Genomic DNA, 17,649 nt, shown 5'->3' on the forward strand with positions numbered 1-17,649 from the left:
GGGCTTACGGGTACCGCGACGACGAATACTTCTTCCTCAAGATCCGCGCCGCGTTCCCCGGTAATCCTCGATGAACCAAAAAAAAGCCGCCCCGAAAGGGCGGCTTGCGGTGCACGACGCGGTGCTTACTTCAGTGCGTCGAACGCACGCTCGCGGATTTCGTCCACGCTGCCGAGGCCCGAGATCTTGCGATACTGCGGGGCCTTCAGGCCGTTTTCCTCGCCGCGCTGCGCCCAGTCGCCGTAGTACGTGATCAGCGGCTTGGTCTGCGCTTCGTACACTTCGAGACGCTTCAGGACGGTTTCTTCCTTGTCGTCGTCGCGCTGGATCAGCGGTTCGCCCGTCACGTCGTCCTTGCCCTCGACCTTCGGCGGGTTGAACTTCACGTGGTACGTGCGGCCCGATGCCGGGTGCGTGCGGCGGCCGCTCATGCGCTCGACGATCTCCGAGAACGGGACGTCGATTTCGAGCACGTAGTCGATCGCGACGCCGGCTTCCTTCATCGCGTCAGCCTGCGCGATCGTGCGCGGGAAGCCGTCGAACAGGTAGCCGTTCGCGCAGTCGGCTTCCTTCAGGCGCTCCTTCACGAGGCCGATGATCAGCGCGTCCGGCACGAGCTTGCCGGCGTCCATGTAGCCCTTCGCCTCGACGCCGAGCGGCGAGCCGGCCTTGACGGCCGCGCGCAGCATGTCGCCCGTCGAGATTTGCGGGATGCCGAACTTTTCCTTGATGAAGTTTGCCTGGGTACCCTTGCCCGCGCCGGGCGCACCCAACAGGATCAAACGCATGGTGATATCTCCGGTATGTAGATTCGTGTGGCGAGACGCAAAAGCGTCGGCGACAGCGTGCGCGGGGCTTGCCTTGCGCGCGGCGGACCGGTCTGATGCGGCGCGTCGGCGAAAGGCGACGCGCGGCTGCCGGGACGGGCCGTGGCAGGGTCAAGCTAGGACGCGCGGGTCGCGGACGGCTCGCACAATCGCCTGATTATGCCACGGGTTATTTTGAACCCGGCCGAAAAAGGGCCTGCACGCGTGCGAGATCGGCCGGCGTATCGATGCCGGCTTCGGGTGCATGCTCGGTGATCAGCACCGCGATGCGCTCGCCGTGCCACATCGCGCGCAGCTGTTCGAGCTGCTCGGCCTGCTCGATCGGCGCCTGCGCGAGCGACGGATAGGTGCGCAGGAAACGCGCGCGATAGGCGTAGAGTCCGATGTGGCGATAGACCGGAAAGGCCGGTGCGGGCATGGCCGCGACGTCGGGCCAGTGCGGCTGGTACGCATCGCGGCTCCACGGAATCGGCGCGCGCGAGAAGTACATCGCGACGTTGCGCGCGTCGAGCGCGACCTTCACGATGTTCGGATTGAACACGTCGGCCGCGTCGTGGATCGGGTGCGCGGCGGTCGCGATCGCGCAGTCCGGGTGCGCGGCGAGGTGCGACGCTACGTCGCGGACGAGCGCCGGGTCGATCAGCGGCTCGTCGCCCTGCACGTTGACGACGACGGTGTCGTCGCTCCACCCGAACGTCGCGGCGACTTCCGCGAGCCGGTCGGTGCCGGACGGATGGTCGGCACGCGTCAGCACCGCTTCGAAACCGTGCTCGCGGGCCGCGTCGAGCACGCTCTGCGCGTCGGACGCGACGAGCACCTGCTGCGCGCCCGCTTCGCGCGCGCGCTCGGCGACGCGCACGACCATCGGCTTGCCGCCGAGATCGGCGAGCGGCTTGTTCGGCAGGCGCGTCGACGCGAGCCGGGCAGGAATGACGGCGATGAAGGGCTGCGGATGAGTCATCGGGGCTGAGCGGTGAGAAGAGCGGGGCGGGCGGCGCGTCGAAGGCGGGCCGCCCGGCAGGGCCGGCACGCGGCCGCGAAGAAGCGCGGCCGGGCGCCGGTGCAGCGGTGCGGCGTTTAGCTGCCGGCCGGGCCGGCGGGGTCGACCGGCGTGCCTTCGACGGTCTGGCGCGCTTCGTCGACGAGCATCACGGGGATGCCGTCGCGGATCGGGTAGGCGAGCTTGTCCGCGTTGCAGATCAGCTCCTGCGCGGCGCGGTCATAGTGGAGCGGGCCTTTGCAGATAGGGCACACAAGGATTTCAAGCAGGCGAGCGTCCACGGAGTTTCTCCACAACGAGGGCAATGAGGCGAGGATCGAGCGCGGCTTCGACGGGGACGACCCACAGCCGAGCGTCGCGCCAGGAAGCGCCCAATTTTACTGCATCCTTCTCGGTGATCAGGATCGCATCGACCGCGTCGTCGACGAACGGATTGTCGGCGAACGCGTAATGGTCGGGCAGCGCGCGCGTCGCCGGCGCGAGGCCGGCCGCACGCAGCGTCGCGAAGAAGCGTTCCGGCGCGCCGATGCCGGCCGCGGCGAGCACGCGCTCGTGCGCGAACTGCGACAGCGGGCGGCGCAGCGCCGGCTGGTCGAGGTGCCACGCGGCGCCCGGCGTGAGCGCGAGCGCATAGGTGTCGGGCCACGGCGGCAGCGCGCCGCTGTACGGATCGTTGACGAGCGTTGCGTCGCGGTGGCGCGACAGCGGCTCGCGCAGCGGCCCGGCCGGCAGTAGGAAGCCGTTGCCGCCTAGCCGGTGGTCGAACACGACGAGCTCGACCGTGCGCGCGAGGCGGTAGTGCTGGAGGCCGTCGTCGCTGACGATCACGTCGACGTCCGGGTGCGCGGCGCGCAGCGCCTGCGCGGCCGCGACGCGGTCGGGGCACACCCATACGGGCGCGCCGGTGCGGCGCGCGATCAGCAGCGGTTCGTCGCCGGCCGCGCTCGCGCGCGACGCGGGCGTGACCGCGGTGGGCGCCTTCACGTTCGCGCCGTAGCCGCGCGACACGACGCCCGGCGTGAAGCCGGCAGCGCGCAGCGCGTCGACGAGCGCGATCACGGTCGGCGTCTTGCCGGTGCCGCCGACGGTCACGTTGCCGACCACGACGACGGGCACGCCGACGTCGACCGGTTGTTTCCAGCCCTGCGCGTAGGCCGTGCGGCGCAGCGTCGCGCACAGGCCGAACACGCACGCGAACGGCGTGAGCGCCCATGCGAGGGCGCCGCGTCGCTGCCATTCGCGCGTGAGGCGCGCTTCGAGCCGCGCGAGCGGGCCGCCGGGCGCGCTCATCGGGCGGGGCGCGGCGCGTCTTGCGCCGCGGCGTGGGACGGATTCGTCAAGACGGATTCTCCGTGGGGCGGCGCATGCCGCAAGGGGTTCGGAAGGCGGCACTCTAGCGCGCCGCACGCGGGCGCGGCAAGCGCGGCCGGGCGACGCACCCGATGGGGCCGGAACGGAACGGGCTGTGGATAACTCTGTGAAAAACTCCCGGCCTGTCCGCGTGAAACGCCCGCCGGGCGGACATCGAATCGGCGGCAAATCAAACTGCAAGGTTTAAAAAACTATAAAAATCAATGCGTTGCGAGGAATCGTCTGGGTTTTTCCGCGGTTTTGAAGCGTTTTTGATGGACGATTGCCAGAGTGTGGACACCTTTCAAATGGTGCAGCGCGGGCGGGCGGCGCTGGACGTCGCGCGCGTGTCGGACTATCGTGTCGCCGCCAGCATTCATCCGACCGCCCATGCTTTCCGACTCTCCTTTTTCCGCTCCCGGCGCGACCCGCGGCGGCGACGAAGTGATTCCCGTTTCGGCGCTCAATCGCGCGATTTCGACGATGCTCGAGCGCTCGTTTCCGCTACTGTGGATTTCGGGCGAAGTGTCGAATTTCACGCGCGCCGCGAGCGGCCACTGGTATTTCTCGATCAAGGACCAGCAGGCGCAGATGCGCTGCGTGATGTTCCGCGGTCGCGCGCAGTACGCGGAATTCACGCCGCGCGAAGGCGACCGGATCGAGGTGCGCGCGGTCGTCACGATGTACGAGCCGCGCGGCGAAGTGCAGCTCAACGTCGAGGCCGTGCGGCGTACCGGCCAGGGGCGCTTGTACGAGGCGTTCCTGCGGCTGAAGGCGCAGCTCGAGGCCGAAGGCCTGTTCGCGCCCGAGCGCAAGCGGCCGCTGCCGGCGCACCCGCGCGCGATCGGCATCGTCACGTCGCTGCAGGCCGCCGCGCTGCGCGACGTGCTGACCACGCTCGCGCGCCGCGCGCCGCACATCCCGGTGATCGTCTATCCGGCGCCCGTGCAGGGCGTGGGCTCGGCCGAGAAGCTCGTCGCGGCCGTGCAGGCGGCGAACGCGCGGCGCGAGGTCGACGTGCTGCTGGTCTGTCGCGGCGGCGGGTCGATCGAGGATCTGTGGTCGTTCAACGACGAAGCGCTCGCGCGTGCGATCGCGGCGAGCGAACTGCCGGTCGTCAGCGGCGTCGGCCACGAAACCGATTTCACGATCGCGGACTTCGCGGCCGACCTGCGCGCGCCGACGCCGACCGGCGCGGCCGAGCTCGCGAGTCCGCAGCGCGCGTTGCTGTTGCGCGAGGTGGCCGACCGGCAGCGCGCGCTTGCGCGCTGCCTGGAACGCGGGCTCGAGCAGCGCGCGCAGCAGCTCGACTGGCTCGCGCGCCGGCTCGTCAGCCCGGCCGAGCGGCTGCAGCGGCAGCGCACCCACGTCGAGCAACTGGCGGTGCGGCTCGCCTCGGCCGCGTCGCGGCCGGTGCGCGACGCGCGTGCGCGTTTCGCGCTCGCGCAATTGCGCTGGCAGCGCGCGCGGCCCGACCCGGCGCAGGCGCGTCAGGCACTCGCCGGGCTGTCGCAACGTCTCGCGGTGGCGCTGCAGCGCCGTCACGAGCGCGATACCGCGCGCGTGTCGGCCTGCGCGGCGCGGCTCGAGGTGCTGAGCCCGCAGCGCACGCTCGAGCGCGGCTACGCGGCGCTGATCGACACGCAGACCGGCCGCGCGGTGCGCGCGCCGAATGCGCTGACACCGCAGCGCCGCCTGACCGTGCATCTCGCCGAAGGCTCGGCCGACGTATCGCTCGCCGACGTGCAGCCGCGGCTGACCGACACGATCTGACGGCGGCGGCGTAAGCGGAACGAAGGTCGCGCGTCCGGCGCTCCGGATGGTCCGGCGCCCGGCGCGGGAACGGATGCTGCGCATCCGTCTTCTGGTCCTGCCGGATGAAGCGGGAACGCCGATTTTCTGCATACCGCGGATAAATGCCCGTGAGTTTGCGGGGATATTCGGACTCGCCTACAATCGGACGCTCGGCAGCATTCAACACAGCCTCCCTACATACTCAACGAAGGAATCGCCATGGCTCATACGCTCCCGCCGCTCCCGTACGCTGAAGACGCACTCGCGCCGACCATCTCGAAAGAGACGATCGAGTACCACTACGGCAAGCATCATCAGGCTTATGTGACGAACCTGAACAATCTGATCCCGGGCACGGAATTCGAAAACCTGTCGCTGGAAGAGATCGTGAAGAAGTCGTCGGGCGGCATCTTCAACAACGCCGCGCAAATCTGGAACCACACGTTCTTCTGGAACAGCCTGTCGCCGAACGGCGGCGGCGCACCGTCGGGCGCGCTGGGCGACGCGATCAACGCGAAGTGGGGTTCGTACGACGCGTTCAAGGAAGCGTTCTCGAAGGCCGCAGTCGGCACGTTCGGTTCGGGCTGGGCATGGCTCGTGAAGAAGGCCGACGGTTCGCTCGACATCGTGTCGACGAGCAACGCCGCCACGCCGCTGACGACGGCCGACAAGCCGCTGCTGACGATCGACGTGTGGGAACACGCGTATTACATCGACTACCGCAACGCACGTCCGAAGTTCGTCGAAGCGTTCTGGAACATCGTGAACTGGGACTTCGCAGCGAAGAACTTCGCGTAAGGCCATGCGTACTGCGCGCCGTTGCGGCGCGCGGCACCCGAAGAAAAGCCCTCGTCACGAGGGCTTTTTTGTTTTTGTCGGGCGGGAATCGATGCGTGGCACTTGCCGGATCAGGCGAGCGCCGTCGCCAACCAGCCGAGCGCCGCGCTCGCGATCACGACGGCCCACGGCGGCACCCGCCAGAACACGAGCGCGACGAACGCGACGAGCGCCGCCGCGAAGTCGCGCGGCGACACGATCGTCTCGCTCCATACCGGGTGATACAGCGCGGCGAGCAGCAGCCCGACCACCGCCGCGTTCACGCCCGCGAGCGCGGCCTGCATGCGTGTGCTGCGGCGCAGGCGTTCCCAGAACGGCGCGGTGCCCGCGACGAGCAGGAACGACGGCGCGAAGATCGACACGAGCGCGATCGTCGCGCCGAGCCAGCCGTTCGGCGCGTCGCGCAGCGACGCACCGAGGAACGCCGAGAACGTGAAGAGCGGCCCCGGCACGGCCTGCGCGACACCGTAGCCGGCGAGGAACGCCGAATCGCCGACCCAGCCCGGCGCGACGACGGCTGCCTGCAGCAGCGGCAGCACGACGTGCCCGCCGCCGAACACCAGCGCGCCGGTGCGAAAGAATGCGTCGGCCACCGCGAGGGTATGCGAATGCAGCGCGCCCGCCGCGAACGGCAACGCGACGAGCAATGCGGCGAACAGCACGAGCCACAGCGCACCCGCGCGATGCGACACGTGCAGCGGCAGCGGATCGTGCGCGCCGCGCTCGGGCTGCGGCAACAGTACCAAGCCGGCCGCGCCGGCCGCGACGATCACGGCCACCTGTAGCCATGCGGCCGGCACGAGCAGCGCGAGGCAGGCCGCGACCGCCATCAGCGTGGCGCGGCGCGCATCCGGGCACAGCGTGCGCGCCATGCCCCACACCGCCTGCGCGATCACCGCGACCGACACGATCCGCAACCCGTGCAGCGCGCCGGCCGCGACCGGCATGCCCGCAGCGTGCATGCCGAGTGCGAACAGCATCATCAGCAGCGCCGACGGCAGCGTGAAGCCGAGCCATGCGGCGAACATTCCCGCATAACCCGCGCGCGACAGGCCGATCGCCATCCCGACCTGGCTGCTCGCCGGCCCCGGCAGGAACTGGCACAGGCCGACGAGATCGGCATACGCGCGTTCGGTCAGCCAGCCGCGCCGCGTGACGAACGCGTCGCGGAAGTAGCCGAGATGCGCGACGGGCCCGCCGAACGACGTGAGGCCGAGCCGCAGGAACGCGACGAAGACAGGCCACGCGTGGCGGGAAGGGGCGGTAAGGGTGGACGTGTTCAAGCGCGTATGCGGGGAGAAGGACGAACGAGCCGCCACGATAGCGCGAAGCGATGACGGCGGGAATGCGGCGTTGCGGCGATCGCTCGATGGCGTCACGACGGGCGCGTCAGGACGGAGGCGGCGCGTCGTCAGTGCGTGCCGTCAGTGAGTGCCGTCAGGCGGCCCGCTCGCCCGGCGCAGCGCATCGACATCGACGAGTTCGATCTCGCCGACATGCAGCCGCACGACGCCGTCGGCCTGCAGCGCCTTCAGCAGCTGGTTGGTGGTCTGCCGTGTGAGCGACAGCATCGCCGCGAGCTTTTCCTGCGACAGCCGGATGCGCGTGCGGCCGGCGCTGATCCCGCCGTAGCCGTCGGCGATCATCAGCAGCCGTGCGGCAAGCCGCTGCGCGGCCGGCATCACGCTCATCGATTCGACGGTCAGGAAGCTCAGCCGGAGCTTTTGCGCCATCAGCAGCGCGAACTGCCGCCAGTATTGCGGCGTCGTGTCGAGAATCGCGAGCAGCGCGCGCTGCGGGACGTGCAGCAGCAGCGTGTCGTCGAGCGCGATCGCGTCGTGCGTGCGCGGCTGGCCGTCGAACAGCGCGATCTCGCCGAACCACGTGACGGGTTCGGCGACCGTCAGCAGCGCTTCCTTGCCCTGCGGATCGACCGCGCCTATGGTGAGGGCGCCGGCCAGCACCGCATACAGCCCGCATGGCGGGTCGCCGCGGCGGAACAGCGCGTGGCCGGCCGGCAGGTGCCGCAACGCGGCGCGGGCGAGCAGGTCGTCGCGCAACGCCCGCGGCAGCGCGGCGAACCACGGGTGCGCTTCGATCTGCGGCAGGTACGGGGCGAGCGGCGAGGGCATGGGCACGCGATGTCGGGTAGCTGACAGAGTTTCCTGGGCGTGACGCGCATCATAGCGCCCAATGATCGTTCAGGAGACGCCATGAAGACGCTCGAAGACCACCTTTCCCAGTATGCGGCCTACCATCGCGACGCGCGCAACATCGCGACGCATCTGGTCGGCATTCCGATGATCGTGTTCGCGGTCGAGGTGCTGCTGTCGCGGCCGGCGCTCGGCACGCTGGCCGGTGTCGCGCTGTCGCCGGCGCTGCTGCTCGCCGTGGCGTTCGCGGTGTTCTACCTGCGCCTCGACCTGCGCTTCGGGGCGGTCATGACCGCGCTGTTCGCCCTCGGCCTGTGGGCCGCGCAGACGCTCGCGCTGCTGCCGACCGCGCAATGGCTCGGGATCGGCATCGGCGCGTTCGTGGTCGGCTGGATCGTACAGTTCGTCGGGCACTGGTTCGAGGGGCGCAAGCCCGCGTTCGTCGACGATCTGGTCGGGCTGATGGTCGGGCCGCTGTTCGTCGTCGCCGAAGTCGCGTTTTTCGCGGGCCTGCGCGGCGACGTGCGCCGCGAGGTCGAGCGGCGCGCGGGGCCCGTGCACGGCGGCGCGCATTCGCATATCTGACGCGTCGGCCGCGCCGGCCTGCGGGTTCGGCGCGGACGCGGTCGGCTGCGCCCTCGGCGGCCGGTTCGCGGCGGCATCGCGGCCGGCCCTGGCGCGGCGATGCGCCGTGGGCCGAACTGACCGCGCCGGCGACCTGCGAGCGGCGCGGGGCCGCGCGTCGCCCGCCATCCCACGCGCGACGCGCAACGGCTAAGATGCGGGGTGCGTCGCACGACAGGACGCGTACGCGGAGCAATCGCCATGGTGGATCGCCCGACTCTCGATGCCTACGAAGCCCATGCCGCGCAATACGCGCAGGACTGGCTCGACCAGGCCGCCCCCGACGACATGTATGCACTGCTCGAGCAGTATTTCTCGCCCGGGCCGACGGCCGACGTCGGCTGCGGTGCGGGACGCGACGCCGCGTGGCTCGCTTCGCGCGGATTCGACGTGCGCGGCTACGATGCGAGCGCCGCGCTGCTCGCCGAGGCGCGCTTGCGCCACCCGTCGCTGACCTTCGAGCTGGCTGCGCTGCCGGCGCTCGCCGGCGTGCCGGCCGGCGCGTTTCGAAACGTGTTGTGCGAGACGGTCGTCATGCACCTCGAACAGGCGGATGCTGCAGCGGCGGCCGCGCGGCTGGCCGGGTTGCTGATGCCCGGCGGCACGTTGTACCTGAGCTGGCGGGTGGCCGGCAACGGCGCGCTGCGCGACGAGCGCGGCCGCTTGTATACGCCGCTCGATTCGGCGCGCATGCATGCGGCGCTCGGCGCCGGCATGCACGTGATCGACGAGCACGAGGTGGTCAGCGCGTCGTCCGGCAAGCGCGTGCACCGGCTGATCGCGCGCCGCGCCAACGCCCTCGACGGCGCCGCGTGAGCGCGGCCGCGCGAACTCATTCGCGGCTGAGTGCCGCTTCCCAGTTGATGTCGACGCACAGCACCTGCATGCCGGTCGCGGCCGGCGCGGCGATCGATGCGGTCACGCACAGGTGCGCTTCGTTGATCGACAGGTACGGCGGCGTCAGATGCACGCGGCCGGGCGCGCGCATCGCGTGGATGAAGTAGGGGCGGCGCTCCCAGCTCGCGCCTTCCGAATGCAGCAGCGGCCGGAAGCGCTTCGCCCGCTGCGAGACGCTGCCGCGCGCGAGCACGTTGTCGCCGATCTGGCGGCCCGATGCATCGAGCAGGAAGCAGCGCGCGGTTTCCGGCAACCCGAGCACGGCGCCGGCCGCGTCGATCAGCGATTCGCCCGCGACGAGCTTCCGGCTGGCTTCCTCCAGCGCGGCGACATACGGCGCGAGGCGTTCGGCCTGCGTGCGCTCGCGTTGCGCGACGCGCAGCCGCAACGCGGCCGACAGCGTATCCATGCAGCCTGCGGCGGCCTGCGGTTGCACGGGGTCGACGCTCGGCCCCGCGAAGTACTGTCCCTGCACGAAATCGACGTCGCATTCGAGCGCGATCATCGCGTCGCGCTCGGTCGAGAGCCCGCCCATCAGCACGAGCTGGCCGGATTCGTGCAGCAGCGACACGAGCCCGGGCAGTACGCGCTCGAGATGCGAGTGTTCGCTCGCCTGCGCGAGGATCCCGCGGTCGAGCGTGACGATGTCGGGGTGCAGGTGCCACACGCGGTCGATGTTCGAATGTTTCGCGCCGAAGCCGCCGAGCGCGATCAGGAAGCCGGCCTTGCGCAGCCCATCGACGATCGCCGCATAGCGCGGCGTCTCGCCGCCCGCCTGCTCGGGCACCTCGAGCACCACGCGATGCGGCGGCAGGCCGAGCGCCTTCAGGTTCGCGAGCAGCGCGTCGCCGTAGACGGTGTCCATCAGCGCCGCCGGGTGCAGGCTCAGGAAGAGCCATTCGTCGTGACTGTCGAACGCGTGGAAGTTGCCGAGATGCAGCGATTCGGCGAGCCGGCCGAGCTCGAGCAGGTCGCCGCGCCGCGCCGCCTGCGTGAACACCTCGTGCGACGCGACCTGGCGGCTGTCCTCGTCGTGCGCGCGCAGCGACGCGTGATAGCCGATCGCGCGGCGGTGCGACACCGAGAAAACGGGCTGGAACACGCTGAACACGGTGTATGCGCCGTACAGCACGGTGCGCCGCTTCCCGTCGTCGCCGGCGACGGGGCGGGGCGGCTGGAAGCCGGGTGGATCGATGTCGATCATGCTCATGATGTCGGCCGAAGGAAGACTGCCAGTTTACCTACAGAATAGGCGAGCAAGAAGCATGCACGGCATCGTGCCCCGTGCGGCGGGCCGTCGCGGCCGGCAGGGCGCGCGCGGTGCAGCCGTGCTGCACCGACATGGTGCGCGGCGCGCCGCCGTGGCGATTGTGGCGGCGCGCGCCGTGCGTCACGCGCGTTCGGACGGATCGGTCTTGTGCTGCGTGCCGCCGCGGATGTCGGGCGCGAGTTGCGCGAAGATCCACGCGGACGCGGCCGTGATGATCCCGACACAGATGAAGGTCGCATGGAACGCGGGCAGCGTGTTGCTCGGCGTCACCGTGCGCAGCATCCCGGTGAAGGTGGCCAGCAGCGCGCCCGCGACCGTGACGCCGAGGCTCATCGACAGCATCTGCACGAGCGAGAACAGGCTGTTGCCGCTGCTCGCGCCGCCGGTGCCGAGATCCTTCAGCGTCAGCGTGTTCATCGCGGTGAACTGCATCGAGTTGAAGCCGCCGAACAGCGCGAGATGGACGACCTTCACCCACACCGGCACCGTGTCGCGCATCAGCGCGAAGCTCGCCATCATCACCCCGACCATGATCGTGTTCGCGAGCAGCACCTTGCGGTAGCCGTGCTGCGTGATCAGGCGCGTGATGATCCGTTTCGAGAACATCCCGGCCGCCGCGACCGGCAGCATCATCAGCCCGGCCTCGAATGCCGAATAGCCCAGGCTCACCTGCAGCAGCAGCGGGATCAGGTACGGCATCGCGCCGCTGCCGATCCGTGCGAACAGGTTGCCGAGCAGGCCGACGCTGAACGTATGGATCTTGAACAGCTCGAGCGAGAAGATCGGCTGCGGCGCGCGCACCGCGTACAGCCCGTACGCGACGAAGCACGCGAGGCTCAGGATCAGCAGCACGAGCACGGCCGCGTGCTGCATCCCGAGATCGGCGAGCCCGTCGAGCGACAGCGAGATCGCGACCATCCCGATCGTCAGCAGCAGATAGCCCTTCAGGTCGAAGCGGCCGACGGCCGGGTTGCGCGCGTCGGGCATCGAGTAGAAGGTCGCGACGCAGCCGGCGACGCCCACCGGCACGTTGATCAGGAAGATCCAGTGCCACGACGCGATCTTCACGAGCCAGCCGCCGAGCGTCGGCCCGATCAGCGGCCCGATCAGCCCGGGAACGGCGACGAACGACAGTGCGGGCAGGTAGCGTTCGGCCGGGAAGGTGCGCAGCACGGCCAGCCGCCCGACCGGCAGCAGCATCGCGCCGCCCACCCCCTGCACGACGCGGAACACGACGAGCTGCGACAGCGTATGCGCATTCGCGCACAGCAGCGAACCGAGCGAGAACACCAGGATCGCGCTGAAGAACACGCGCCGCGTGCCGAACGTGTCCGCGAGCCAGCCCGAGACGGGAATCATCACCGCCATCGTCAGCGAGTAGGCGATCACGACCGACTGCATCCGCAGCGGCGATTCGCCGAGACTCACTGCCATCGACGGCAGCGCCGTGTTGACGATCGTCGCATCGAGCGTCTGCATGAAGAAGCCCGTCGCAACGAGCCAGAGCATTATGGTGAGGTTCTTTTCGCCGGGAGCGGCGGCGGGCGGACGTTGGAACATGGGGACGGACCGGTGGCGCGGGACAGCCGCCATTGTAGGCAAAGCCGCCGTGCCACGCAGGATCGGTCCGGACGCCTGTCCGGCGGCGGACCGATACAGTTCAGTCGAAAGTGTCTGCAGGCGTATCTGTCCGTGTGTCGCCACGGTCCGAAATACTGGCGTCATCGAACCCACACGACCCGGAGGCGGCCATGCGCGAACTGCGACTCTACGAGATGGACGGCAACGAACCGGCCGGGCGGTGGCGAATCGTCGATCGCACCGCGTTGCAGGTCGCGGACGGCGGTCTGTGGCTGACGATCGAGGGCCGGCCCGACGATCACTGGTTGCATGCCGGCGAGACCCTGGCGCTGCTGCCCGGCATGCGCGTATGGATCAGCGCGGCGGCGGGCGGCGCGGTGTTCGCGTTCGGCCCGCAGGCGGCGCCGGCCGTGCAGGCCGCGCCGAGCGCGTGGCGGCGGCTCGCCGCATGGCGCGGCGGCCGCGCTCAGGCAGCCGCGTCGCTGCCGACGTAGCGCGCGCGGGGCCGGATGAGCTTGCCGTCAGCGTACTGCTCGAGTGCGTGCGCGATCCAGCCCGCGGTGCGGCCGGCCGCGAACAGCGTGAACGCGGCGCCGTCGGGCAGCGCAAGCGTGCGCTCCAGCACCGCGAGCGCGAAATCGATCGACGGCCGCAGGCCGGTCGCCGCCTCGACGCGCGCGGCCAGCGCGCGGGCCATGCGCAGCGGTGCCCGGGCGGGCAGCGTCGCGTGCAGTGCGTCGAGCAACGCGCGTGCGCGCGGATCGCCGTCGGGATAGAGCGGATGCGCGAAACCGGACAGCGCCGTGCGTGCGCCGTCCGCGCGTTCGTCGTGTGCGACGCGCAGCGCGAGGTAGCGGTCGAGGTCGGCGGCCCGCGCGGCTTCGTCGAGCAGGGCGCCCGCGCGGAACGTCTCGCCGCCGTGGCGTGGGCCCGACAGCGCCGCGAGCCCGCCCGCGATCGCACCGAACAGATGGGTGCCGGTCGACGCGATGCAGCGCACCGCAAAGGTCGACGGGTTCAGTTCGTGATCGGCGCACAGCACGAGTGCGCGGCGCAGCAGGTCGGCTTCGTCGCGCCGCCGGATCCGCCACGCGGCGGCGAGCTGTCGATGCACGGGCGCGTCGCCCGGTGCGATGCCGGCCAGCGCGGCCGTCGTCACGCGCAGCAGCAGCGTGGCCGCGTCGAACTGCGCGTCGCGCCCCTGCGCCCACAGGCGCGGCAGCGAGGCGGCCGCGGCGGGGAGCAGCACCAGCGTGCGCTCGAGCGGCGCGAGATGGGCCCAGCGGCGGGCCCAGTCTTCCCACTGGGCGGTGTCGAAACCGATCGACGCAAGGCCTGCCGCCGCGAGCCGCGCGGGCGGACAATCCCACAGGCGGGCCGCCGTTTCCTCGAGCGTCGCGTCGTTCGCGAGCGCGATCGCATCGGCGCCGCGATAGTGAAGGCGCCCGTCGGCGATTTGCGTGATCCGCGATTCGAGCACGGGCACGCCCCAGTCGAGCGAGCGTTCGGCGACGCCGCCCGCGCGCTTTGCATCGGCGCGGCGGCGCGCGAGCAGGCGCACCTCGTCCGCGTCGTAGCGGCGGCGCTTGCTCGCGCCGTCGGGCAGCGAGCGCAGCAGGCCGCGGCTCACATACGCGTAAAGGGTGCTCACGCTGACACCGAGGATGCCGGCGGCTTCCGGCGCGCTGAGGGACGTCATGCCGATCGCTCCTGTCGGGGCGCATGAAGCGCGGCCCGGCTACAACTATTCGTTATGCGTTGATTCGCGCAATCAAGATTGATCGCGCCTGTCGCGAATTCTAGACTCGAATGCGTCTCCTCCACGGCGCGCTTCCACCATGACCCCCGAACTCGCATTGACCCACTTGTGGCAACTGGCGCACGGCGAACCGCGCGCACTGGCCCGCGCGGCCGTGGCGGGGCAGGACCCGACGCTGCCGTCGGCATTCCACGTCGGCACGCTCGCCGCGGCGACGATCGCGGCGGCCGGGCTCGCGGCGGCCGAATGCCACCGGCTGCGCACGGGCGTCGCGCAGCGCGTCGACGTGTCGATGCGCGACGCGCTCGTCGCGTTTCGCAGCGAACGCTACCTGCGCGTGGACGACGGCCTGCCGCCCGAGCCGCGCCATCCGGTGACGGGCTTCTACGAAACGCGCGACGGGCGCTGGATCCAGCTGCATGCGAACTTTCCGCATCACCTGCACGGGATTCTCGACGTGCTCGGCAGCGGCCCGCAGCGCGATGACGTGGCCGCGGCGATCCGCACGTGGGACGGCGCGGCACTCGATACCGCGCTCGCCGAGGCCGGCCTGTGCGCGGCATTGATCAGAACCCCTGACGAATGGGCGGCGCACGACCAGGCACGGGCACTCGCGTCGCTGCCGCTGTTCGAGATCGAGCGGATCAGTGACGCGCCCGTCGAGGCGATCGGCCACGGCGCGCCCGACCAGCCGCTCGCGGGCGTGCGCGTGCTCGATCTCACGCGCATCATCGCGGGGCCGGTCGCGGGCCGCACGCTGGCATCGCACGGGGCACAGACGCTGCTCGTCAACGGCCCGCACCTGCCGAACATCTCGTCGCTCGTGATCGACAACGGGCGCGGCAAGCGCTCGACGTGGATCGACCTGCGCGAGGCGGGCGGTGTCGCCACGTTGCGCGCGCTCGCACGCGACGCCGACGTATTCCTGCAGGCCTATCGCCCCGGCGCGCTCGCGGCGCGCGGGTTTTCGCCGCAGGCGCTGGCGGAGCTGCGGCCCGGCATCGTCTGCGTGTCGGTGTCCGCATACGGGCACGCGGGGCCGTGGTCGATGCGGCGTGGCTTCGACAGTCTCGTGCAGTCGGCGAGCGGTATCGCGTGGCACGAGCAGCACGCCGCGCACGCGGACGGCCCGCGCCATCTGCCATGCCAGGCGCTCGATCATGCGACGGGTTATCTCGCGGCGTTCGGCGCGATGATCGCGCTCGCGCGCCGTGCGACGGAAGGGGGGAGCTGGCACGTGCGGCTCTCGCTCGCGCAGACGGGGCGCTGGCTGCAATCGTTCGGCACGGTGCCGGACGGCCTGCGGGCGCCGGATTTCACGTTCGACGACGTGCGCGACCGGATCGACCGGAGCGCGTCGCCGTTCGGCACGATCGATGCCGTGCGTCCGGCCGAACGCCTGTCGGCGACACCGCCGCGCTTCTCGAGGCCGCCCGTGCCGCTCGGCACGGACGAAGCATGCTGGTTGTGAGCGCCGGCGGCGCCGTACGCCGTGAGTATTGCCGGCGTTACTTGCGCAGTTCGACGACGAAGTCGTAGTAGTCGTTGCGGCAGTAGGTATCGGTGAGTTCGATCGCGCGCTGGTCGGCCGTATAACCGATCCGCGTGATCAGCAGCAGCGCGTCGTGCGGCGCGATGCCCATCTGTTGCGCGATCTCGTCGGTCGCGTTGACCGCGCGGAAATGCTGCAGTGCGCGCACGATCGGCGTGCCGCGCGCTTCGAGATAGCTGTACAGCGAACCGCCGATCGCCTGCGGATCGGGAATCAGCGTGGCGGGGAACGTCGAGTTCTCGACGGCCATCACGATGCCGTCGGCGAGGCGCAGGCGTTTCAGCCGTGTAACGGAGGCGGCCGGCGACAGGCCGAGCTGGATCACTTCGTCGCGATTCGCGGGCTGGATTTCGCGCTCGAGCCATTGCGAACTCGGCTTGAAGCCGCGGCGCTCGAGCATCTCGCTGAAGCTCGACAGCCGCGACAGCGGATCCTCGTAGCGCGGCCGGATGAAGTTGCCGGCGCCTTGCGTGCGGCGGATCAGGCCCTGCTCGACGAGCAGCGCGATCGCCTTGCGCGCGGTAATGCGCGACACGCCGAGCGCTTCGGACAGTACGCGTTCGGACGGCAGCGCCTCGCCGGCCGCCCAGCGATTGTCGTGGATCGCGTCGCCGAGCTTGCGGGCGAGCTGCAGGTAGAGCGGCGTGTCGTTGTCGGGGTCGGGGCGCAGGTCCTGCCAGCGGTCGTCCGTGGGTGCCTTCATGGAATGGGTATCGATCAGGGTGCCGGCCATTCTAAGTCATCATGCGGTGCCGTTATAGCCGGTTTTTGCCGTGTAACAGGTGGACGCCGCACCGATTGACTACACTGATGCGTCGTATTTGATGCTTCGGCCGCGGGTGCGCGGCCACGAATCCGCAGCGAGGAGCACATGACAGACACGATCGCCACGGTCGTCCTGCCGGACGGTGAGACGATTCCGAAACTCGGCCTGGGCACCTGGGAAATGGGCGAGCGGCCCGCGCGCCGGGCGGACGAGATCGCCGCATTGCGCGAGGGGATCGATCTCGGGATGACGCTGGTCGATACCGCCGAGATGTACGGCGACGGTGCGACCGAGGCACTCGTCGGCGAGGCGCTCGCCGGCCTGCGCGACGACGTGTTCCTGGTCAGCAAGGTGTATCCGCATCATGCGAGCTGGCGCGGCGTCGTCGCCGCGTGCGACGCGAGCCTCAAGCGTCTGCGTACCGATCGTCTCGACCTGTACCTGCTGCACTGGCGTGGTTCGGTGCCGCTCGAGGAGACCGTCGAGGGGTTCGAGGCGCTGCGACGCGCGGGCAAGATCCGCCACTGGGGCGTCAGCAACTTCGATACGGCCGACATGGCCGAGCTCGTCGACGAGGCGGGCGGGGGCGCGTGCGCGACCAACCAGATTCTCTACAACATCGCGCGGCGCGGCCCGGAATTCGACCTGCTGCCGTGGCTCGCCGATCATCGGATGCCGGCGATGGCCTACAGCCCGGTCGATCACGGACGGCTGCCGAAGCGTTCTCCGCTCGATGAAATCGCGCGGCAGCGCGGTGTGTCGGTCACGCGCGTCGCACTCGCCTGGGTGCTTGCGCAGCCGGGCGTGTTCGCGATTCCGAAGACGTCGCGGATCGAGCACGTGCGCGACAATCGCGCCGCGCTCGATCTCGTGTTGAGCGATGACGAGCGCGCGCAACTCGACGGGTACTTCCGTCCGCCGCGCAGCAAGCGCGCGCTCGAAATGCTCTGACCGTGTGGGGGGCAGGCGACGCGTCGGTCAGTGGCCATGGCCACTGGACGATCCGCCGTTGCCGCCATTGCCGCCGGCACTGCCGCTTCCATTGCCATTGCCGACGCCGTTGGCGCCACCGTTGCCAGCGCCGCCGCTACCGTTGCCATTACCGTTGCCACCGCCGTTGCCGTGACCGCCGGTGCCATGGCCGCCGGTGCCATGGCCGCCGCCGCCGGAACCACCGCCGGAACCACCGCCGGAACCACCGCCGGAACCACCGCCGGAACCACCGCCGGAACCACCGCC

Annotated in this window: 18 protein-coding genes; 8 read left to right on the top strand and 10 right to left on the bottom strand. The window is 70.3% G+C overall.

From position 1 onward, the window contains the following. Positions 1-125: 125 nt before the first annotated feature. The 4 genes from adk to lpxK form a co-directional block, all read right to left on the bottom strand. Positions 126-788 carry an adenylate kinase gene (gene adk / locus DIE16_RS35530; protein WP_044848575.1) on the bottom strand — a complete coding sequence of 221 codons (663 nt, stop codon included), beginning with the start codon at positions 786-788 and terminating at the stop codon, positions 126-128. Between the two features lie 208 nt (positions 789-996). Continuing rightward, positions 997-1,788 (bottom strand): 3-deoxy-manno-octulosonate cytidylyltransferase, encoded by a 792-nt coding sequence (gene kdsB / locus DIE16_RS35535; RefSeq protein WP_044848576.1) that lies wholly within the window; start codon positions 1,786-1,788, stop codon positions 997-999. A gap of 116 nt (positions 1,789-1,904) precedes the next feature. Then, positions 1,905-2,108, bottom strand: a complete 204-nt coding sequence (locus DIE16_RS35540) for a Trm112 family protein (protein WP_006750935.1) — start codon at positions 2,106-2,108, stop codon at positions 1,905-1,907. After that, a complete protein-coding gene (gene lpxK, locus DIE16_RS35545) occupies positions 2,089-3,117 on the bottom strand; it encodes a tetraacyldisaccharide 4'-kinase (protein WP_124894383.1) in 1,029 nt (342 codons plus the stop codon). The genes DIE16_RS35540 and lpxK overlap by 20 nt, the downstream gene beginning before the upstream one ends. A 450-nt stretch (positions 3,118-3,567) precedes the next feature. Between lpxK and xseA the strand changes: the two genes are divergently transcribed. Next, positions 3,568-4,950 (top strand): exodeoxyribonuclease VII large subunit, encoded by a 1,383-nt coding sequence (xseA, locus tag DIE16_RS35550; protein ID WP_124894384.1) that lies wholly within the window; start codon positions 3,568-3,570, stop codon positions 4,948-4,950. A 240-nt stretch (positions 4,951-5,190) separates the two neighbouring features. Then, positions 5,191-5,769, top strand: a complete 579-nt coding sequence (gene sodB / locus DIE16_RS35555) for a superoxide dismutase [Fe] (RefSeq protein ID WP_124486975.1) — start codon at positions 5,191-5,193, stop codon at positions 5,767-5,769. A gap of 110 nt (positions 5,770-5,879) precedes the next feature. Here the strand turns inward: sodB and chrA are convergent, their stop codons facing one another. Both chrA and DIE16_RS35565 read right to left on the bottom strand, forming a co-directional pair. Then, positions 5,880-7,091: a chromate efflux transporter gene (gene chrA / locus DIE16_RS35560; RefSeq protein ID WP_124894385.1), complete on the bottom strand. Its 1,212-nt coding sequence runs from the start codon at positions 7,089-7,091 to the stop codon at positions 5,880-5,882. A gap of 141 nt (positions 7,092-7,232) precedes the next feature. Then, on the bottom strand, positions 7,233-7,940 hold the full coding sequence (locus tag DIE16_RS35565; RefSeq protein ID WP_124894386.1) for a Crp/Fnr family transcriptional regulator: 708 nt from the start codon (positions 7,938-7,940) through the stop codon (positions 7,233-7,235). A gap of 81 nt (positions 7,941-8,021) precedes the next feature. On the opposite strand from DIE16_RS35565, the gene DIE16_RS35570 reads away from it, so the two are divergent. Together DIE16_RS35570 and DIE16_RS35575 are read left to right on the top strand one after the other, a co-directional pair. Next, entirely contained in the window at positions 8,022-8,546 is a 525-nt protein-coding gene (locus tag DIE16_RS35570) for a DUF962 domain-containing protein (RefSeq protein WP_124523000.1), read from the top strand. 240 nt (positions 8,547-8,786) lie between these two features. Further along, entirely contained in the window at positions 8,787-9,401 is a 615-nt protein-coding gene (locus DIE16_RS35575; RefSeq protein ID WP_124486980.1) for a bifunctional 2-polyprenyl-6-hydroxyphenol methylase/3-demethylubiquinol 3-O-methyltransferase UbiG, read from the top strand. 16 nt (positions 9,402-9,417) lie between these two features. On the opposite strand, the gene DIE16_RS35580 is transcribed toward DIE16_RS35575, so the two are convergent. Continuing rightward, positions 9,418-10,692, bottom strand: coding sequence for an EAL domain-containing protein (locus DIE16_RS35580; RefSeq protein WP_044845572.1), 1,275 nt, complete (start codon positions 10,690-10,692; stop codon positions 9,418-9,420). A 180-nt stretch (positions 10,693-10,872) separates the two neighbouring features. Beyond that, entirely contained in the window at positions 10,873-12,312 is a 1,440-nt protein-coding gene (mdtD, locus tag DIE16_RS35585) for a multidrug transporter subunit MdtD (RefSeq protein ID WP_044845573.1), read from the bottom strand. Between the two features lie 191 nt (positions 12,313-12,503). Between mdtD and DIE16_RS35595 the strand changes: the two genes are divergently transcribed. Beyond that, the gene (locus DIE16_RS35595; protein ID WP_124523001.1) at positions 12,504-12,827 is read left to right on the top strand and encodes a DUF2917 domain-containing protein; all 324 of its coding nucleotides are present in this window, start codon (positions 12,504-12,506) and stop codon (positions 12,825-12,827) included. Here the strand turns inward: DIE16_RS35595 and DIE16_RS35600 are convergent. Beyond that, complete coding sequence (locus DIE16_RS35600) at positions 12,800-14,032, bottom strand: citrate/2-methylcitrate synthase (protein ID WP_124486982.1); 1,233 nt, start codon at positions 14,030-14,032, stop codon at positions 12,800-12,802. The genes DIE16_RS35595 and DIE16_RS35600 overlap by 28 nt on opposite strands. Positions 14,033-14,171: 139 nt before the next feature. Between DIE16_RS35600 and DIE16_RS35605 the strand changes: the two genes are divergently transcribed. After that, positions 14,172-15,563 carry a CoA transferase gene (locus DIE16_RS35605; RefSeq protein WP_124894387.1) on the top strand — a complete coding sequence of 464 codons (1,392 nt, stop codon included), beginning with the start codon at positions 14,172-14,174 and terminating at the stop codon, positions 15,561-15,563. A 37-nt stretch (positions 15,564-15,600) separates the two neighbouring features. Here DIE16_RS35605 and DIE16_RS35610 read toward each other — a convergent pair whose 3' ends face one another. Beyond that, positions 15,601-16,347: a GntR family transcriptional regulator gene (locus DIE16_RS35610; RefSeq protein WP_044845577.1), complete on the bottom strand. Its 747-nt coding sequence runs from the start codon at positions 16,345-16,347 to the stop codon at positions 15,601-15,603. A gap of 168 nt (positions 16,348-16,515) precedes the next feature. Between DIE16_RS35610 and DIE16_RS35615 the strand changes: the two genes are divergently transcribed. Next, complete coding sequence (locus DIE16_RS35615) at positions 16,516-17,361, top strand: aldo/keto reductase (protein WP_124894388.1); 846 nt, start codon at positions 16,516-16,518, stop codon at positions 17,359-17,361. Between the two features lie 36 nt (positions 17,362-17,397). Beyond that, on the top strand, positions 17,398-17,649 hold a 252-nt coding region (locus DIE16_RS36860), incomplete at its 3' end, for a hypothetical protein (RefSeq protein WP_185735553.1).

It is taken from the genome of Burkholderia sp. Bp9090, assembly GCF_003857985.1.
Classification (GTDB): Bacteria; Pseudomonadota; Gammaproteobacteria; order Burkholderiales; family Burkholderiaceae; genus Burkholderia.